This window comes from Streptomyces lancefieldiae (genome assembly GCF_031845825.1).
GTDB lineage: Bacteria > Actinomycetota > Actinomycetes > Streptomycetales > Streptomycetaceae > Streptomyces > Streptomyces lancefieldiae.
The window spans coordinates 20,625-35,162 of record NZ_JAVRFH010000020.1 but is presented as its reverse complement, the minus strand read 5'-3'; the positions used below and the strand labels follow the sequence as shown (position 1 = coordinate 35,162).

At 71.7% G+C, this 14,538-nt stretch carries 12 protein-coding genes; 8 read left to right on the top strand and 4 right to left on the bottom strand.

All coding sequences use genetic code 11. From position 1 onward, the window contains the following. Positions 1–30 precede the first annotated feature (30 nt). From RM812_RS20370 to RM812_RS20360, 3 genes are read right to left on the bottom strand one after another with little or no spacing between them, the layout of a single operon-like run. Positions 31–1,044, bottom strand: a complete 1,014-nt coding sequence (locus RM812_RS20370; protein WP_311574472.1) for an ABC transporter permease — start codon at positions 1,042–1,044, stop codon at positions 31–33. After that, positions 1,037–2,077: an ABC transporter permease gene (locus RM812_RS20365; RefSeq protein ID WP_311574469.1), complete on the bottom strand. Its 1,041-nt coding sequence runs from the start codon at positions 2,075–2,077 to the stop codon at positions 1,037–1,039. Before RM812_RS20365 ends, RM812_RS20370 begins: the two co-directional genes overlap by 8 nt. After that, positions 2,074–3,591: a sugar ABC transporter ATP-binding protein gene (locus RM812_RS20360; protein WP_311574468.1), complete on the bottom strand. Its 1,518-nt coding sequence runs from the start codon at positions 3,589–3,591 to the stop codon at positions 2,074–2,076. The genes RM812_RS20365 and RM812_RS20360 overlap by 4 nt, the downstream gene beginning before the upstream one ends. A 277-nt stretch (positions 3,592–3,868) precedes the next feature. On the opposite strand from RM812_RS20360, the gene rhaI reads away from it, so the two are divergent. From rhaI to RM812_RS20330, 6 genes are all read left to right on the top strand, one after another. Further along, positions 3,869–5,029 (top strand): L-rhamnose isomerase, encoded by a 1,161-nt coding sequence (gene rhaI, locus RM812_RS20355; protein WP_311574466.1) that lies wholly within the window; start codon positions 3,869–3,871, stop codon positions 5,027–5,029. Between the two features lie 119 nt (positions 5,030–5,148). Next, entirely contained in the window at positions 5,149–7,188 is a 2,040-nt protein-coding gene (locus RM812_RS20350) for a bifunctional aldolase/short-chain dehydrogenase (protein WP_311574464.1), read from the top strand. A gap of 14 nt (positions 7,189–7,202) precedes the next feature. Next, entirely contained in the window at positions 7,203–8,651 is a 1,449-nt protein-coding gene (locus tag RM812_RS20345; protein ID WP_311574652.1) for a rhamnulokinase, read from the top strand. 71 nt (positions 8,652–8,722) lie between these two features. Beyond that, on the top strand, positions 8,723–9,478 hold the full coding sequence (locus RM812_RS20340; protein WP_311574462.1) for a (Fe-S)-binding protein: 756 nt from the start codon (positions 8,723–8,725) through the stop codon (positions 9,476–9,478). Continuing rightward, complete coding sequence (locus tag RM812_RS20335; RefSeq protein WP_311574460.1) at positions 9,475–10,953, top strand: LutB/LldF family L-lactate oxidation iron-sulfur protein; 1,479 nt, start codon at positions 9,475–9,477, stop codon at positions 10,951–10,953. Before RM812_RS20340 ends, RM812_RS20335 begins: the two co-directional genes overlap by 4 nt. Beyond that, positions 10,950–11,603, top strand: coding sequence for a LutC/YkgG family protein (locus RM812_RS20330; RefSeq protein ID WP_311574458.1), 654 nt, complete (start codon positions 10,950–10,952; stop codon positions 11,601–11,603). The genes RM812_RS20335 and RM812_RS20330 overlap by 4 nt, the downstream gene beginning before the upstream one ends. A 9-nt stretch (positions 11,604–11,612) precedes the next feature. Here the strand turns inward: RM812_RS20330 and RM812_RS20325 are convergent, their stop codons facing one another. Next, on the bottom strand, positions 11,613–12,263 hold the full coding sequence (locus RM812_RS20325) for a DUF6461 domain-containing protein (RefSeq protein ID WP_311574456.1): 651 nt from the start codon (positions 12,261–12,263) through the stop codon (positions 11,613–11,615). A gap of 146 nt (positions 12,264–12,409) precedes the next feature. On the opposite strand from RM812_RS20325, the gene RM812_RS20320 reads away from it, so the two are divergent. Together RM812_RS20320 and RM812_RS20315 are read left to right on the top strand one after the other, a co-directional pair. Next, positions 12,410–13,195, top strand: coding sequence for an ABC transporter ATP-binding protein (locus RM812_RS20320; protein WP_311574454.1), 786 nt, complete (start codon positions 12,410–12,412; stop codon positions 13,193–13,195). 3 nt (positions 13,196–13,198) lie between these two features. After that, a complete protein-coding gene (locus RM812_RS20315) occupies positions 13,199–14,509 on the top strand; it encodes an ABC transporter permease (RefSeq protein ID WP_311574452.1) in 1,311 nt (436 codons plus the stop codon). Positions 14,510–14,538 lie beyond the last annotated feature (29 nt).

Below are 14,538 nucleotides of genomic sequence, written 5' to 3'. Positions count from 1 at the left end.
TGTGTTCCTTCAAAGGGTGGGCTGAGCCGGTTACGAAGTGGGCGTGGGTGCCTTGGGAAGGGGTGGCGATGCCGCTCTGCGTCCGGCCCGCGCGACGGAGATCTGGCGCGCGACCCGGGGGCCGAGAACGGACAGGACGAGCAGGACGCCGGTGACCAGGATCTGCGACTGGGCGGAGACGTCCTGGAGGCTCATCACGTTCTGCAACGCGCCGAGCAGGAACACTCCGGCGATCGCGCCGCCCAGCGTGCCCTTGCCGCCGTCGAAGTCGATGCCGCCGAGGAGTACGGCGGCGACGACGGAGAGCTCCAGGCCGGTGGCGTTGTCGTAGCGGGCGCTGGCGTAGTGCAGCGCCCAGAAGATGCCGGTGAGGGAGGACATCAGGCCGGTCAGCGTGAACAGGATGAGCTTCTGCCGCCGGACCCGGATGCCGGCGAAGCGCGCGGCCTCCTCGCTGGCGCCGATGGCGAACAGCGACCGCCCGAACGGGGTGGCGTGCAGGGCGACCACGGCGATGGCGAGCAGCACGAGGAACGGCAGGAAGGCGTACGGGACGAAGGTGTCGCCGATGCGGCCGGCCGCGAAGTCCAGGTACTGCGCGGGGAAGTCGGTCACCGCGTCGGAGCCGAGCACGATCTGCGCGATGCCCCGGTAGGCGGCCAGCGTGCCGATGGTGACGGCGAGGGAGGGCAGGCCGAGGCGGGTCACCAGGAGGCCGTTGAGCAGCCCGCACGCCACACCGAGCAGCAGGCAGATCGGGATGATCGTCTCGATGGTCATGCCCTGGTTCCACAGGGCGCCCATCACCGCGCCGGACAGACCCGCGGTGGACGCGACCGACAGGTCGATCTCACCGGAGACCACGAGCAGCGTCATCGGCAGGGCGATGAGCGCGATCGGCAGGGTGTTGCCGATCAGGAAGGACAGGTTGAGGGAGTTGCCGAACCCGTCGACGAAACCGAAGGAGAACAGCAGGACGACGACGAGGAGCGCACCCACGACCGTGTCCCAGCGGATGGCGCGGGTCAGGGAACTGTCAGCCATGGCGGGCGTTCCTCTTCTTCAGGGCGGTGGCCACGCGCAGCGCGACGATCCGGTCGACCGCGATGGCGAGGATGAGCAGGATCCCGTTGATGGCCAGCACCCACACGGAGCTGACGCCGAGGGCGGGCAGCATGCTGTTGATCGAGGTGAGCAGCAGCGCGCCGAGGGCCGCGCCGTAGACGCTGCCGGAGCCGCCGGTGAAGACCACGCCGCCGACCACGACCGCGCTGACGACGGTCAGCTCGTAGCCGTTGCCGGTACCGGAGTCGACGTTGCCGAACCGGGCCAGGTACAGGGCGCCCGCGAGGCCGGCGAGGGCACCGCAGAAGGTGTACGCGGTGAGGATCCGCTTGCGGACGGGGATGCCGGCCAGCCGGGCCGCCTCCGGGTTGGAGCCGAGCGCGTACAGCTCGCGCCCGCTGCCGAAGTGCTTGAGGTAGTAGGCCGTGGCGATCAGCACCGCGACGGCGATCATGGCCAGCCACGGCACCGCGGACAGGCCGCCGGAGCCGAAGTCGACGAAGCCGCCGGGCAGGTCGGCCGCGGTGATCTGGCGGGAGCCGACCCAGATGGAGTCGATGCCGCGGATGATGTACAGGGTGCCGAGGGTGACGACGAGGGCGGGCACCTGGCCGAGGCTGACGAGCAGTCCGTTGAGGAGGCCGAAGCCGACACCCATCAGCACCGCGAGCAGCACGGCCACGACGGGGTTGCCGCCGTCCTGGAGGTACGTGCCCGCGGCGAAGGCGCTGATGCCGAGGGTGGAGCCGACCGACAGGTCGACGTTGCGGGTGATGACGACCAGGGACTGGCCGGTGGCGACCAGGACCAGGATGGTGGCGTTCAGCAGCAGGTCCTTGATGCCCTGCTCGGACAGGAACTCGCTGTTGCCGGCCTGGGTGACGGCGATCATCACCAGGAAGACGAGCAGGATGGCCAGTTCGCGCATCCTGAAGATGCGGTCGACGAGCCGGGTGGCGCCGGCCTCGGGCACATCGGCGACGGGGGCCTGGTCGGGTGCGGTGACCGTCATGCGGCGGCCCTCCCCGTGGCTGCGGCCATCACGGTCTCCTCGGTGGCGTCGGTGCGGGGGATCTCCGCGGTCAGCCGGCCCTCGTGCATCACCAGCACGCGGTCGGCCATGCCGAGGACCTCCGGCAGGTCGGAGGAGATCATGAGGACGGCCACGCCGTCGGCGGCCAGTTCGCTCAGCAGCCGGTGGACCTCGGCCTTGGTCCCGACGTCGATGCCGCGGGTCGGCTCGTCGACGATCAGCACCTTGGGGCCGGTGGCCAGCCACTTGGCGAGGACGACCTTCTGCTGGTTGCCGCCGGAGAGGGTGGAGACGGTGTCGGCGATGCGGGCGTACTTCACCTGGAGCTTGACCGCCCAGTCCAGGGACCGGCTGCGCTCGGCGCTCCGGTCCATCAGCCCGGCCTTCACGGTCGTACGAAGGCCGGTGAGGCCGATGTTGCGCTCGATGGACATGTCCATCACCAGGCCCTGGGCCCGCCGGTCCTCCGGGACGAGGGCGAGTCCGGCGGCCATGGCGGTGGACGGGGCGCCGTTGACGAGTGCGCGGCCGTCCACCTCCACCTCACCGGCGTCCCAGCGGTCCACGCCGAACACGGCGCGGGCCACCTCGGTGCGCCCGGCGCCGACCAGTCCGGCGAGGCCGACGATCTCGCCGCGCCGCACCTCGAAGGAGACGTCGGTGAAGACGCCCTCGCGGGTCAGCCGGCGCACGCTCAGCGCGACCTCGCCGGGCTGGACCTCCTGCTTGGGGTAGAGCTCGTCGAGGTCGCGGCCGACCATGCGGCGGACCAGGTCGTCCTCGGTCATGCCGTCCAGCGGCTCACTGGCGATCCAGGCGCCGTCGCGCAGCGTGGTGACGCGTCGGCAGATCTGGAAGATCTCCTCCAGCCGGTGGGAGATGAAGAGCACGGCGGCACCCTGGTCCCGCAGGGTGCGCACGACGCCGAAGAGGCGGGCCACCTCGCTGCCGGTGAGGGCGGCCGTCGGCTCGTCCATGATCAGGACGCGGGCGTCGAAGGAGAGGGCCTTGGCGATCTCCACGATCTGCTGGTCCGCGATGGACAGGCCGCGCGCCGGGCGGTCGGGGTCGAGCTCGACCCCGAGGCGCCGCATCAGGTCGGCGGTGGCGGCGTGGGTCGCCTTGTGGTCGATACGGCCGAGGGCGCGCCGGGGCTGGCGGCCCATGAAGATGTTCTCGGCGATCGACAGGTCGGGGAAGAGGGTCGGCTCCTGGTAGATGACGGCGATACCGGCATCGCGGGCGTCGCCGGGGCCGTGGAAGACTACCGGCGCACCGTCGAGCAGCACCTGGCCGGCGTCCGGCCGGTGCACTCCGGCGAGCGTCTTGATGAGGGTCGACTTGCCGGCACCGTTCTCACCGGCGAGGGCGTGCACCTCGCCGGGAAACAGCTCCAGGGAGACGTCCCGCAGGGCCCGGACCGCGCCGAAGGACTTGGAGACGTCCCTGAGCGCCAGGACCGGGGCCTTACCCGCGTCGGACGGGTGGGTCATGGGGGCTCCTCGACGACGCCGGGCGGGACGGCCCTCACGGCGTCGTGAAAGGTTTCAACTGGGTTGCCGGGACGGTAGCGCAGTCAGGGCATGTCACGTCAATGGGTTTGGGTCGAAAAACTTTCGATAGCCGAAGGTCACGGCCGAGTCACGAAGAGCTGGGACGGCCGGAAGGGTTGACACCCCCTCGGGTGGCTCATAACTTCGCGTTCTGAATCGTTTCACACATGGTCGTGTCTCACAGCTGGTCACGACCCGATGCCACAGGAGCGCCGAAGTGACCGAGCTCGCCGCGGTGAAGGCCGCGCTCAAGACCCAGGTCGTCGAGACGCCGTCGTGGGCGTACGGCAACTCGGGCACCCGCTTCAAGGTGTTCGCCCAGGCCGGCGTGCCGCGCGACCCGTTCGAGAAGCTGGACGACGCAGCGAAGGTGCACGAGTTCACCGGCGTGGCCCCGACCGTCGCCCTGCACATCCCGTGGGACAAGGTCGAGGACTACGCCGCGCTGGGCAAGCACGCCGAGGAGCGGGGCGTGCGGATCGGCGCGATCAACTCCAACACGTTCCAGGACGACGACTACAAGCTGGGCAGCATCTGCCACCCGGACGCGGTGGTGCGCAGGAAGGCCGTGGACCACCTGCTGGAGTGCGTCGACATCATGGACGCAACCGGGTCGCGTGACCTGAAACTGTGGTTCGCCGACGGCACCAACTACCCCGGCCAGGACGACATCCGGTCCCGGCAGGACCGGCTGGCCGAAGGGCTGGCCGAGGTGTACGAGCGGCTCGGCGAGGGGCAGCGGATGCTGCTGGAGTACAAGCTGTTCGAGCCGGCGTTCTACACGACGGACGTGCCGGACTGGGGCACGGCGTACGCCCACTGTCTGAAGCTGGGCGAGAAGGCGCAGGTCGTGGTCGACACCGGGCATCACGCGCCCGGCACGAACATCGAGTTCATCGTGGCGACGCTGCTGCGGGAGGGCAAGCTCGGCGGGTTCGACTTCAACTCGCGGTTCTACGCGGACGACGACCTGATGGTCGGCGCGGCCGACCCCTTCCAGCTGTTCCGGATCATGTACGAGGTGGTGCGCGGGGGCGGGTTCACCTCCGATGTGGCGTTCATGCTCGACCAGTGCCACAACATCGAGGCGAAGATTCCGGCCATTGTCCGGTCGGTGATGAATGTGCAGGAGGCCACGGCCAAGGCGTTGCTGGTCGACGCGGAGGCGCTGGGCGCCGCGCAGCGGGCGGGGGACGTTCTCGAGGCGAACGCCGTGCTGATGGACGCGTACAACACGGACGTGCGTCCGCTGCTCCGTGAGGTGCGGGAGGAGATGGGGCTGGCCCCCGAGCCCCTCAAGGCGTATCGCTCCTGCGGGTGGGCGGAGAAGGTTGTCGCCGAGCGGGTTGGTGGGCAGCAGGCCGGGTGGGGGGCGTAGGCGTCTGCCGGGTTTCTGTCGTTTTGCGACTGCGGGCCGGTTGTGGCTGGTCGCGCAGTTCCCCGCGCCCCTCAAGAGGGGCGCTCCCCCACCCCTCGTTCAAGAAGGACTGTGAAGACATGGCGACCCACCCTGCTGCCGATGCCCTCCTCGCCCGTTCCCACCGGCTCGGCGCCGACCCCCGTAACACCAACTACGCCGGCGGCAACGCGTCCGCGAAGGGCACCGAGACCGATCCCGTCACCGGGGGTGACGTGGAACTGATGTGGGTCAAGGGATCCGGTGGGGATCTCGGGACGCTCACCGAGGCGGGGCTGGCCGTGCTGCGGCTGGACCGCATGCGGGCGCTCAAGGACGTCTACCCGGGCGTCGAGCGCGAGGACGAGATGGTCGCCGCCTTCGACTACTGCCTGCACGGCAAGGGCGGCGCCGCGCCCTCGATCGACACCGCGATGCACGGGCTCGTCGAGGCCGCGCACGTCGACCACCTCCACCCCGACTCCGGGATCGCGCTGGCCTGCGCCGCGGACGGGGAGAAGCTGACCGCCGAGTGCTTCGGCGACACCGTGGTGTGGGTGCCGTGGCGGCGGCCCGGTTTCCAGCTCGGGCTGGACATCGCGGCGGTCAAGGAGGCCAACCCGCAGGCCATCGGGTGTGTGCTCGGCGGGCACGGCATCACCGCCTGGGGCGACACCTCCGAGGAGTGCGAGCGCAACTCGCTGCACATCATCCGCACCGCCGAGGCCTTCCTCGCCGAGCGGGGGAAGGCCGAACCGTTCGGCGCGGTGGTCGACGGGTACGAGGCGCTGCCCGAGGCGGAGCGGCGGGAGCGGGCGGCGGCGCTGGCGCCGTACGTCCGTGGCCTCGCCTCCCAGGACCGGCCGCAGGTCGGGCACTTCACCGACGCCGACGTGGTCCTGGACTTCCTCGCCCGCGCCGAGCACCCGCGGCTCGCCGCCCTCGGCACCTCCTGCCCCGACCACTTCCTGCGCACCAAGGTCCGGCCCCTGGTCCTCGACCTTCCGCCGACCGCCCCACTGGAGGAGACGGTCGCCCGGCTGAAGGAACTGCACGCCGCCTACCGCGAGGAGTACGCCGCCTACTACGAGCGGCACGCCGAGCCGGACTCCCCCGCCATGCGCGGCGCCGACCCGGCGATCGTGCTGGTGCCGGGCGTGGGCATGTTCAGCTTCGGCAAGGACAAGCAGACCGCCCGGGTGGCCGGCGAGTTCTACGTCAACGCGATCAACGTGATGCGCGGGGCGGAGTCGGTGTCGACGTACGCGCCGATCGAGGAGTCGGAGAAGTTCCGCATCGAGTACTGGGCGCTGGAGGAGGCGAAGCTCCAGCGGATGCCGAAGCCCAAGCCGCTGGCCACCCGGACCGCCCTGGTCACCGGCGCCGGTTCCGGCATCGGCAGGGCCATCGCGCAGCGGCTGGTCGCCGAGGGCGCCTGCGTGGTGATCGCCGACCTCGACGGCGAGAACGCCGCCGCGGTCGCCGAGGAGCTGGGCGGGCCGGACAAGGCCGTCGCCGTCACCGTGGACGTCACGTCCGAGGAGCAGATCGCCGAGGCGTTCCGCACCGCCGTGCTGGCGTTCGGCGGGGTCGACCTGGTGGTCAACAACGCGGGCATCTCCATCTCCAAGCCGCTGCTGGAGACCTCCGCCGAGGACTGGGACCTCCAGCACGACATCATGGCCCGCGGCTCCTTCCTCGTCTCGCGCGAGGCGGCCCGGGTGATGACCGCGCAGGAGCTGGGCGGCGACATCGTCTACATCGCCTCGAAGAACGCGGTCTTCGCCGGCCCGAACAACATCGCCTACTCCGCCACCAAGGCCGACCAGGCCCATCAGGTACGGCTGCTCGCCGCCGAGCTCGGCGAGCACGGCATCCGCGTCAACGGGGTCAACCCGGACGGCGTGGTGCGGGGTTCGGGGATCTTCGCGGGCGGCTGGGGCGCGCAGCGGGCGGCCGTGTACGGGGTGCCGGAGGAGAAGCTGGGCGAGTTCTACGCGCAGCGCACGCTGCTGAAGCGGGAGGTCCTGCCGGAGCACGTCGCGAACGCCGTGTTCGCGCTGACCGGCGGCGACCTGACCCACACCACCGGCCTGCACGTCCCGGTCGACGCGGGTGTCGCCGCCGCCTTCCTGCGGTGAGCGGCGCCCTGACGATGAGCGGCACGGTGAAGTCGTACGCCGCGGTCGACCTCGGCGCGTCCAGTGGGCGCGTCATGGTCGGCCGCGCGGGCCCCGACAGCCTGGAGCTGACCGAGGCCCACCGCTTCCCCAACCGGCCCGTCCGCACGCCCGAGGGGCTGCGCTGGGACGTCCTCGCGCTGTACGCCGGTGTCCTGGACGGGCTGCGGGCGGCCGGCCCGGTCGACTCGGTCGGCATCGACAGCTGGGCCGTCGACTACGGCCTGCTCGACGCCGACGGGGCACTGCTCGGCAACCCCGTGCACTACCGCGACGCACGCACCGAGGGCGTCGCGGAGAAGGTGTGGGCCACCTTGCCCGCGGCGGAGCTGTACGCGGCGACCGGGTTGCAGTACGCGCCCTTCAACACCCTGTACCAGTTGGTCGCGGCCCGCGGCACGGCCCAGTTCGAGCAGGCGCGGCGGCTGTTGCTGATTCCGGACCTGCTGTCCCACTGGCTGACCGGCGAGCAGGGCACGGAGCTGACCAACGCCTCCACGACCCAGCTGATCGACCCCCGCACCCGCGACTGGTCGCACGACGTCGCGGACCGGCTCGGCATCGACCTCGGCCTGTTCGCGCCGCTGCGCCGGCCGGGCGATCCGGCGGGGGTGCTGCGGCCCCGGGTGCTGGAGGAGACGGGGCTGGAGGGCCCCGTGCCGGTGACGACGGTCGGTTCGCACGACACCGCGTCCGCGGTGGCCGCCGTCCCGGCCGCGGGCGAGCGGTTCGCGTACATCTGCACCGGGACCTGGTCGCTGGCCGGGCTGGAGCTGACCGCCCCGGTGCTGACGGAGGAGAGCCGCGCCGCCAACTTCACCAACGAGCTGGGGCTGGACGGCACCGTACGGTACCTGCGCAACATCATGGGGCTGTGGCTGCTCCAGGAGTGCGTGCGGGCCTGGGGCGACCCGGACCTGGGCGAGCTGCTGTCGGCGGCGGCCCGGGTGCCGGCGCTGCGGTCGGTCGTGGACGCGGGCGACGCGGCGTTCCTGGCGCCGGGCCGGATGCCGGAGCGGATCGCCGAGGCCTGCCGCGCCTCGGGGCAGCCGGTGCCCCGGACGCCCGCCGAGGTGACCCGCTGCATCCTCGACTCGCTCGCGCTGGCCCACCGCAGGGCCGTCGAGGACGCCCAGCGGCTCGCCGGGCACCCGGTCGACGTGGTGCACGTCGTCGGCGGCGGCACCCGCAACGCGCTGCTGTGCCAACTGACCGCCGACGCCTGCGGGCTGCCGGTGGTGGCGGGTCCGACGGAGGCCGCCGCGCTCGGCAACGTCCTCGTGCAGGCCCGGGCCCACGGCACGGTCGGCGACCTGGCCGATATGCGCCGACTGCTCGTCCGTACGCAGTCGTTGACCCGGTACGAGCCGCGCGGCGACACGGCGCTCTGGCGGGCGGCCGAGGCCCGACTCGCCGACCGGTGAGCGGGGTCTGCCCGGCCCGCGTTCCCCCGACTACCCTGCGTTCATCCGATGATCAACCCCGAGGAGCCGCGATGCGTGTCGCCCTGTTCCTGACCTGCGTCAACGACACGCTCTATCCGGACACCGGCCGTGCCGTCGTGAAACTGCTCACCGGGCTGGGGGTCGAGGTCGACTTCCCGATGGCCCAGACCTGCTGCGGGCAGGCGCACTACAACACCGGGTACCGGCACGAGGCGGAGCCGCTGGCCCGGCACTTCTCCGAGGTCTTCAAGGACTACGACGCGATCGTGACGCCGTCGGGATCGTGCGGCGCGATGGTGCGGGAGCTGTATCCCCGCATGGGCGAGCGCGCCCGCGCCGAGGGCCGCGGGGACACCCTCGCCGCCACCCTGGCGCCGGTGGTGCCGAAGACGTACGAGCTGACGGAGTTCCTGGTGGACGTGCTGGGGGTGACGGACGTGGGGGCGTACTATCCGCACACGGTCACGTACCACCCGACCTGTCACGGGCTGCGTGGTCTGGGGCTGGGTGACCGGCCCCGGCGGCTGCTGGAGGCGGTGGAGGGGCTGGAGCTGGTCGAGTTGCCGGGAGCGGAGGAGTGCTGCGGCTTCGGCGGCACCTTCGCCGTGAAGAACTCCGACGTGTCGGCGGCGATGGGCGCGGACAAGGTGCGCAACGCCGAGTCGACCGGCGCGGAGGTGCTGTGCGCGGCCGACAACTCCTGTCTGATGCACATCGGCGGGACGATGACGCGGCTGCGGACGGGCATGCGGCCGGTGCACATCGCGGAGATCCTGGCGAGCACGGAGCGGGAGGCGGCCGGATGAGCGGGACGTACCTGGGGATGCCGGCCTTCCCCGAGGCGGCGCGCACCGCCGTGCGCGACACGACGCTGCGGGGCAACCTGCGCCACGCCACGCACACCATCCGGGACAAGCGGGCCCGCGCGGTCGCGGAACTGGACGACTGGGCGGCGCTGCGCGAGGCCGGGAAGCAGATCAAGGACCACACGCTGCGCCACCTCGACCGCTATCTGGTGCAGGTGGAGGAGGCGGTCACGGCGGCGGGCGGCATCGTCCACTGGGCGGCCGACGCGGACGAGGCCAACCGGATCGTGACGCGGCTGGTGAAGGAGACCGGCGAGAGCGAGGTCGTCAAGGTCAAGTCGATGGCCACGCAGGAGATCGGTCTCAACGAGGCGCTGGAGGCCGCGGGCATCCACGCCTACGAGACCGATCTCGCCGAGCTGATCGTGCAGTTGGGCAAGGACCGCCCCTCGCACATCCTGGTGCCGGCGATCCACCGCAACCGGGGCGAGATCCGGGACATCTTCGCCAAGGAGATGAGCGAGTGGGGCCGCCCGGCGCCCGGGGGTCTGACGGACTCGCCCGCCGAACTGGCGGAGGCGGCACGGCTGCACCTGCGGGAGAAGTTCCTGCGGGCCAAGGTCGGCATCTCCGGCGCCAACTTCATGGTCGCCGAGACCGGCACGCTCGTGGTCGTGGAGTCCGAGGGCAACGGCCGGATGTGCCTGACCCTGCCCGAGACACTGATCTCGGTCGTCGGCATCGAGAAGATCGTGCCGAGCTGGCGGGACCTGGAGGTCTTCCTGCAGACCCTCCCCCGCTCCTCGACGGCCGAACGGATGAACCCGTACACGTCCATGTGGACCGGCACCGCCGACGAGGACGGCCCGCGGACCTTCCACCTGGTCCTGCTCGACAACGGCCGCACCGACACCCTCGCCGACCAGGTCGGCCGCCAGGCCCTGCGCTGCATCCGCTGCTCGGCCTGTCTGAACGTCTGCCCGGTGTACGAGCGGGCGGGCGGCCACGCCTACGGCTCGGTGTACCCGGGCCCGATCGGCGCCATCCTCAGCCCTCAGCTGCGGGGCACGGGCAGCGCGATCGACGCCTCCCTGCCGTACGCCTCCTCGCTGTGCGGTGCCTGCTACGAGGTGTGCCCGGTCGCCATCGACATCCCCGAGGTGCTGGTGCACCTGCGGGAGCGGGTGGTCCAGGGCGGGCCGGCCGTCCGGAACGGCAACAAGGTGGTGCTGAAACCGGCCAAGGGACACGCCGTCGAGCGGGCGGCGATGCGGGCGGCGCAGTGGGCGTTCACGCATCCGGGCGCGCTCCGCACCGGCCAGCGGATGGCGTCGCGCACCCGGCGTTTCCATCCGCGCACGCTTCCCGGGCCGGGCCGGGCGTGGAGCGGCAGCCGGGACCTCCCCGAGGTGCCGGTGGAACCGTTCCGGGACTGGTGGCAGCGCACGCAGGGCGGAAAGGGCGGGGCGAAGTGAGCAGCGGGACCAGCAGGGAACGCGTCCTGGGCCGCGTGCGGCGCGCCCTCGCGGACGTGCCACGCGACGACGAGCCGTACGAGCGGGCGATCGCCCGGGACTACCTTCGTGAGCACGGGCGGCGGACCGTCGCCCGGACGGTGGAGCTGCTCGCCGAGAACCTGGCGGACTACCGGGCGGTCGTGCACCGGTGTACGGACGAGGAGCTGCCCGGGCTGCTGGCCCGTCTCCTGTCCGCGCACGGTACGCGGAGCGTGGTGCTTCCGCCCGGGTTGCCGGCACAGTGGCTGGAGTCCGTCGACGCGACCCTCGTCCAGGACCGGGCCGCGAGTACGGCGCCGGAACTCGACCGGGTCGACAGCGTGGTCACGGGCTGCGCCGTCGCCGTCGCCGAGACCGGGACGATCGTCCTGGACGGCTCCCCCGACCAGGGGCGCCGTCGCATCACCCTCGTCCCCGACCACCACATCTGCGTCGTACGGGTGCCGGACCAGGTGGTCTCCTCCGTCCCCGAGGCCCTCGGGCGCCTCGACCCGGCACGCCCGCTGACCTGGATCTCCGGTCCGTCGGCGACCAGTGACATCGAGCTGGACCGGGTCGAAGGGGTGCACGGTCCGCGCACCCTGGAGGTGGTGCTGGTGGACGGGTGAGCGAAGAGGTCAGTCGGCCTCTTCGAGGACCACGGCGTCGAGGGTGCCCTCCACGATCCGCTGCCGGGGCAGTGCGAGGCCGAAGACCTGGCCGAGGACGTCCAGCGAGGCGCGGTGCACGGCCTCCAGGTCGTCGGGGTCCTCCTCGGGGAGTCCTGCGGCCGCGAGCATCGTCTCGATCCGGCGCGACAGTTCGGGGTCCCCGTCGACGCCGTCGTACCCCCAGGAGTGGTCCAGGTGCAGGTTGAAGCCGCACCGGTACCGGCCGTCGTGGTAGTAGGCGAACTGCGGCGGCACCGGTTTGCCGTTCTCCTCCTCGTACTCGAGGTGGAACACGTGGGCTCCGCCGCGTGACACGGCCCCCGGGTCCTCCAGCGCGCCCGGCCAGCCGCCGTAGCAGACCGCGAACGACCAGTCGCCGTCGCGTCCGTGGCGCAGGGCGAGCCCGTCGTGGATCCAGTCGTAGAGTTCGTCCAGCACGTCGTTGACCTGCCGACCGGTCAGCTCACCGAGGTGGCAGGCGGTCCGCCGCACCGGGGAGGCGTCCCCGGCGATGCGCGACACCAGTTCCTCCGGGGTCAGTTCACGGGACATCAGCACGCTGTGGCCGCTGGCGTCGACGCACTGCCGTTCGGCGAGCCACGTTATTTCGTCGATCATGACGATCATCGTGACGCACGCCGGGGCGAGGTGTCACTGAGTACACCCCCGATACGGGTTTTGCGCCCCGTGTGCCCGGGCCCCCCGCTCCGTAGCCTCTTCGACGAGGCACCGCGCAGGGTGGTGCCGCACGGAAGGTGATGGCGATGTTTCGCACCGGCGTACGAGGCCACCGCGACCCGGGCCCCGCCCCCGAGGCGCTCCGCCTGGTCAAGGTGACCAGGTCCTACGGCACCGCCGAGAACGCCGTGACCGCGTTGGACGGCGTGACGCTGAGCCTGGGACGCGGCACCTTCACCGCGGTGATGGGGCCGTCGGGGTCGGGCAAGTCCACGCTGCTGCAGTGCGCGGCGGGGCTTGACCGGCCGGACAGCGGCATCGTGTGCGTGGACGGCAAGGAGCTGACGGGCAGCGGTGAGGCGGAGCTGACGAAGTTCCGGCGCGGCCGGGTCGGGTTCGTGTTCCAGCAGTACAACCTGCTGGAGACGCTGACGGTCGCGCAGAACACGGTGCTGCCGCTCAAGCTCGCCGGGCGGCGCGTCGACCGGAAGCGGACGCTGGAGATCCTGACCACGGTCGGACTCGGGGACCGGCTGGGCCACCGTCCCGACCAGCTCTCCGGCGGTCAGCGGCAGCGGGTGGCGATCGCCCGCGCGCTGGTCACCGAGCCCCGGGTGATCTTCGCGGACGAGCCGACGGGCGCGCTGGACACCCGCAGTGCGCGACAGGTGATGCTGCTGTTGCAGGATGCGGTGCGGGTGCACGGCCGGACCGTGGTGATGGTGACGCACGACCCGGTCGCCGCCTCGTACGCCGACTCGGTCCTCTTCCTCGCCGACGGACGGCTGGTGGGGCGGATGGACGCCCCGACGCCGGACGCGGTCGCGGAGCGGCTCGCGCACCTGGGCGACGACGTGTCCGCGGGGGTGTGAGCGATGCTCGTGCTGGCCCTGCGGTCGATCCGGCAACGCCCCGGACGGTTTCTCGCGACCCTGCTGTCCGCCTTCCTGGGCGCGGCGATCATCATGGCGTTCAACTCGATGCACGACACGGCCGGCCAGGACGGCATCGATGCGGTGAGCTCGACGACGCTGGGCACGGCGGCGGGGGTCGTCGGCGGTTACGGGACCCTGCTGGTGTTCTTCGCGGTCGCCTCGACGCTGACGGTCAACGTGCGTCAGCGCACCCGTGAGCTGGAGCTGCTGCGCTGCTCGGGGGCGACCCCGGCACAGATCAAGCGCATGGTCGTGGGCGAGGCGGTGGCCGTGGCCCTGGTGGGCGCGGTGCTGGCGGTCGGCCCGGCGATGCTCGGCGGACGGGCGCTGCTGGAGATGTTCCAGGACACCGGGCAGGTGGCGCGGTCCGTCGAGTACTCCTTCGGTCCGATCGCGCTGATGAGCGGCGTGGACATCACGCTGCTCGCGTCGGCGGGCGCCGCGTTCCTGGCCGTGCGGCGGGTGACGCGGGGCAACCGGGAACGGGAGGGAGCCAAGCGTTTCCTGGCCTACGCCGCCCTGGCCACCGGTGCCGCGACGGCCTGCTGCACCTTCCTGTTCTCCGCGACGAACGAGATGCTGATGGCGCCGCCGGCCTACGGGGCGATCCTGCTGTCGGTCGGTTTCGCGCTGCTGTCGCCGCGGCTGCTCGATGGGGTGCTGGACCGGCTGCCGCTGAGGGGCGCGATCGGCTGGCTGGCCGTGCGCAACCTGCGTCAGCGGGCGAGTCATCTCGCCGGGACCCTGGTGTCGCTGATCCTGTTCACGGCGGTGTCGACGGCGACGGTCACGATGCAGGCGGTGGAGAGCGACGCCGTGAAGGCCTCCGGACTGGTCAAGTCGGTCGATGCCAAGAACCTGGAGACGCTCAACCTGACGGTGGTCGGCATCATCGCGGTGTTCGTCTGCGTGATGCTGGTCAACTCGCTGTACGCGGCGACGACGTACCGCTCCCGTGAGTTCGGTCAGCAGCGGCTGGCGGGGGCGACGCCCGGGCAGGTGCTCGGCGTGGTCGGCGCCGAGGGCGTGATCCTGACGGTCACGGGGGTGTTCTTCGGGACGGTGGCCGCGCTGGCCGGCGTGGTGCCGTTCACGGTGGTGCGGACCGACGCGGTGCTGCCGGACCAGTTCCTCGGCGTCTGGCTCACGATGGTGTCGGTGTCGGCGGCGGTGACGCTGGGCACGAGCCTGGCGACGGCCCGGCGGGTGCTGCGTACACCGGCGGTCGGGGCGGTGACCCTGGCCGCGTGAGCGGGCCGCCGGTGCGGGAGGGGGTGACC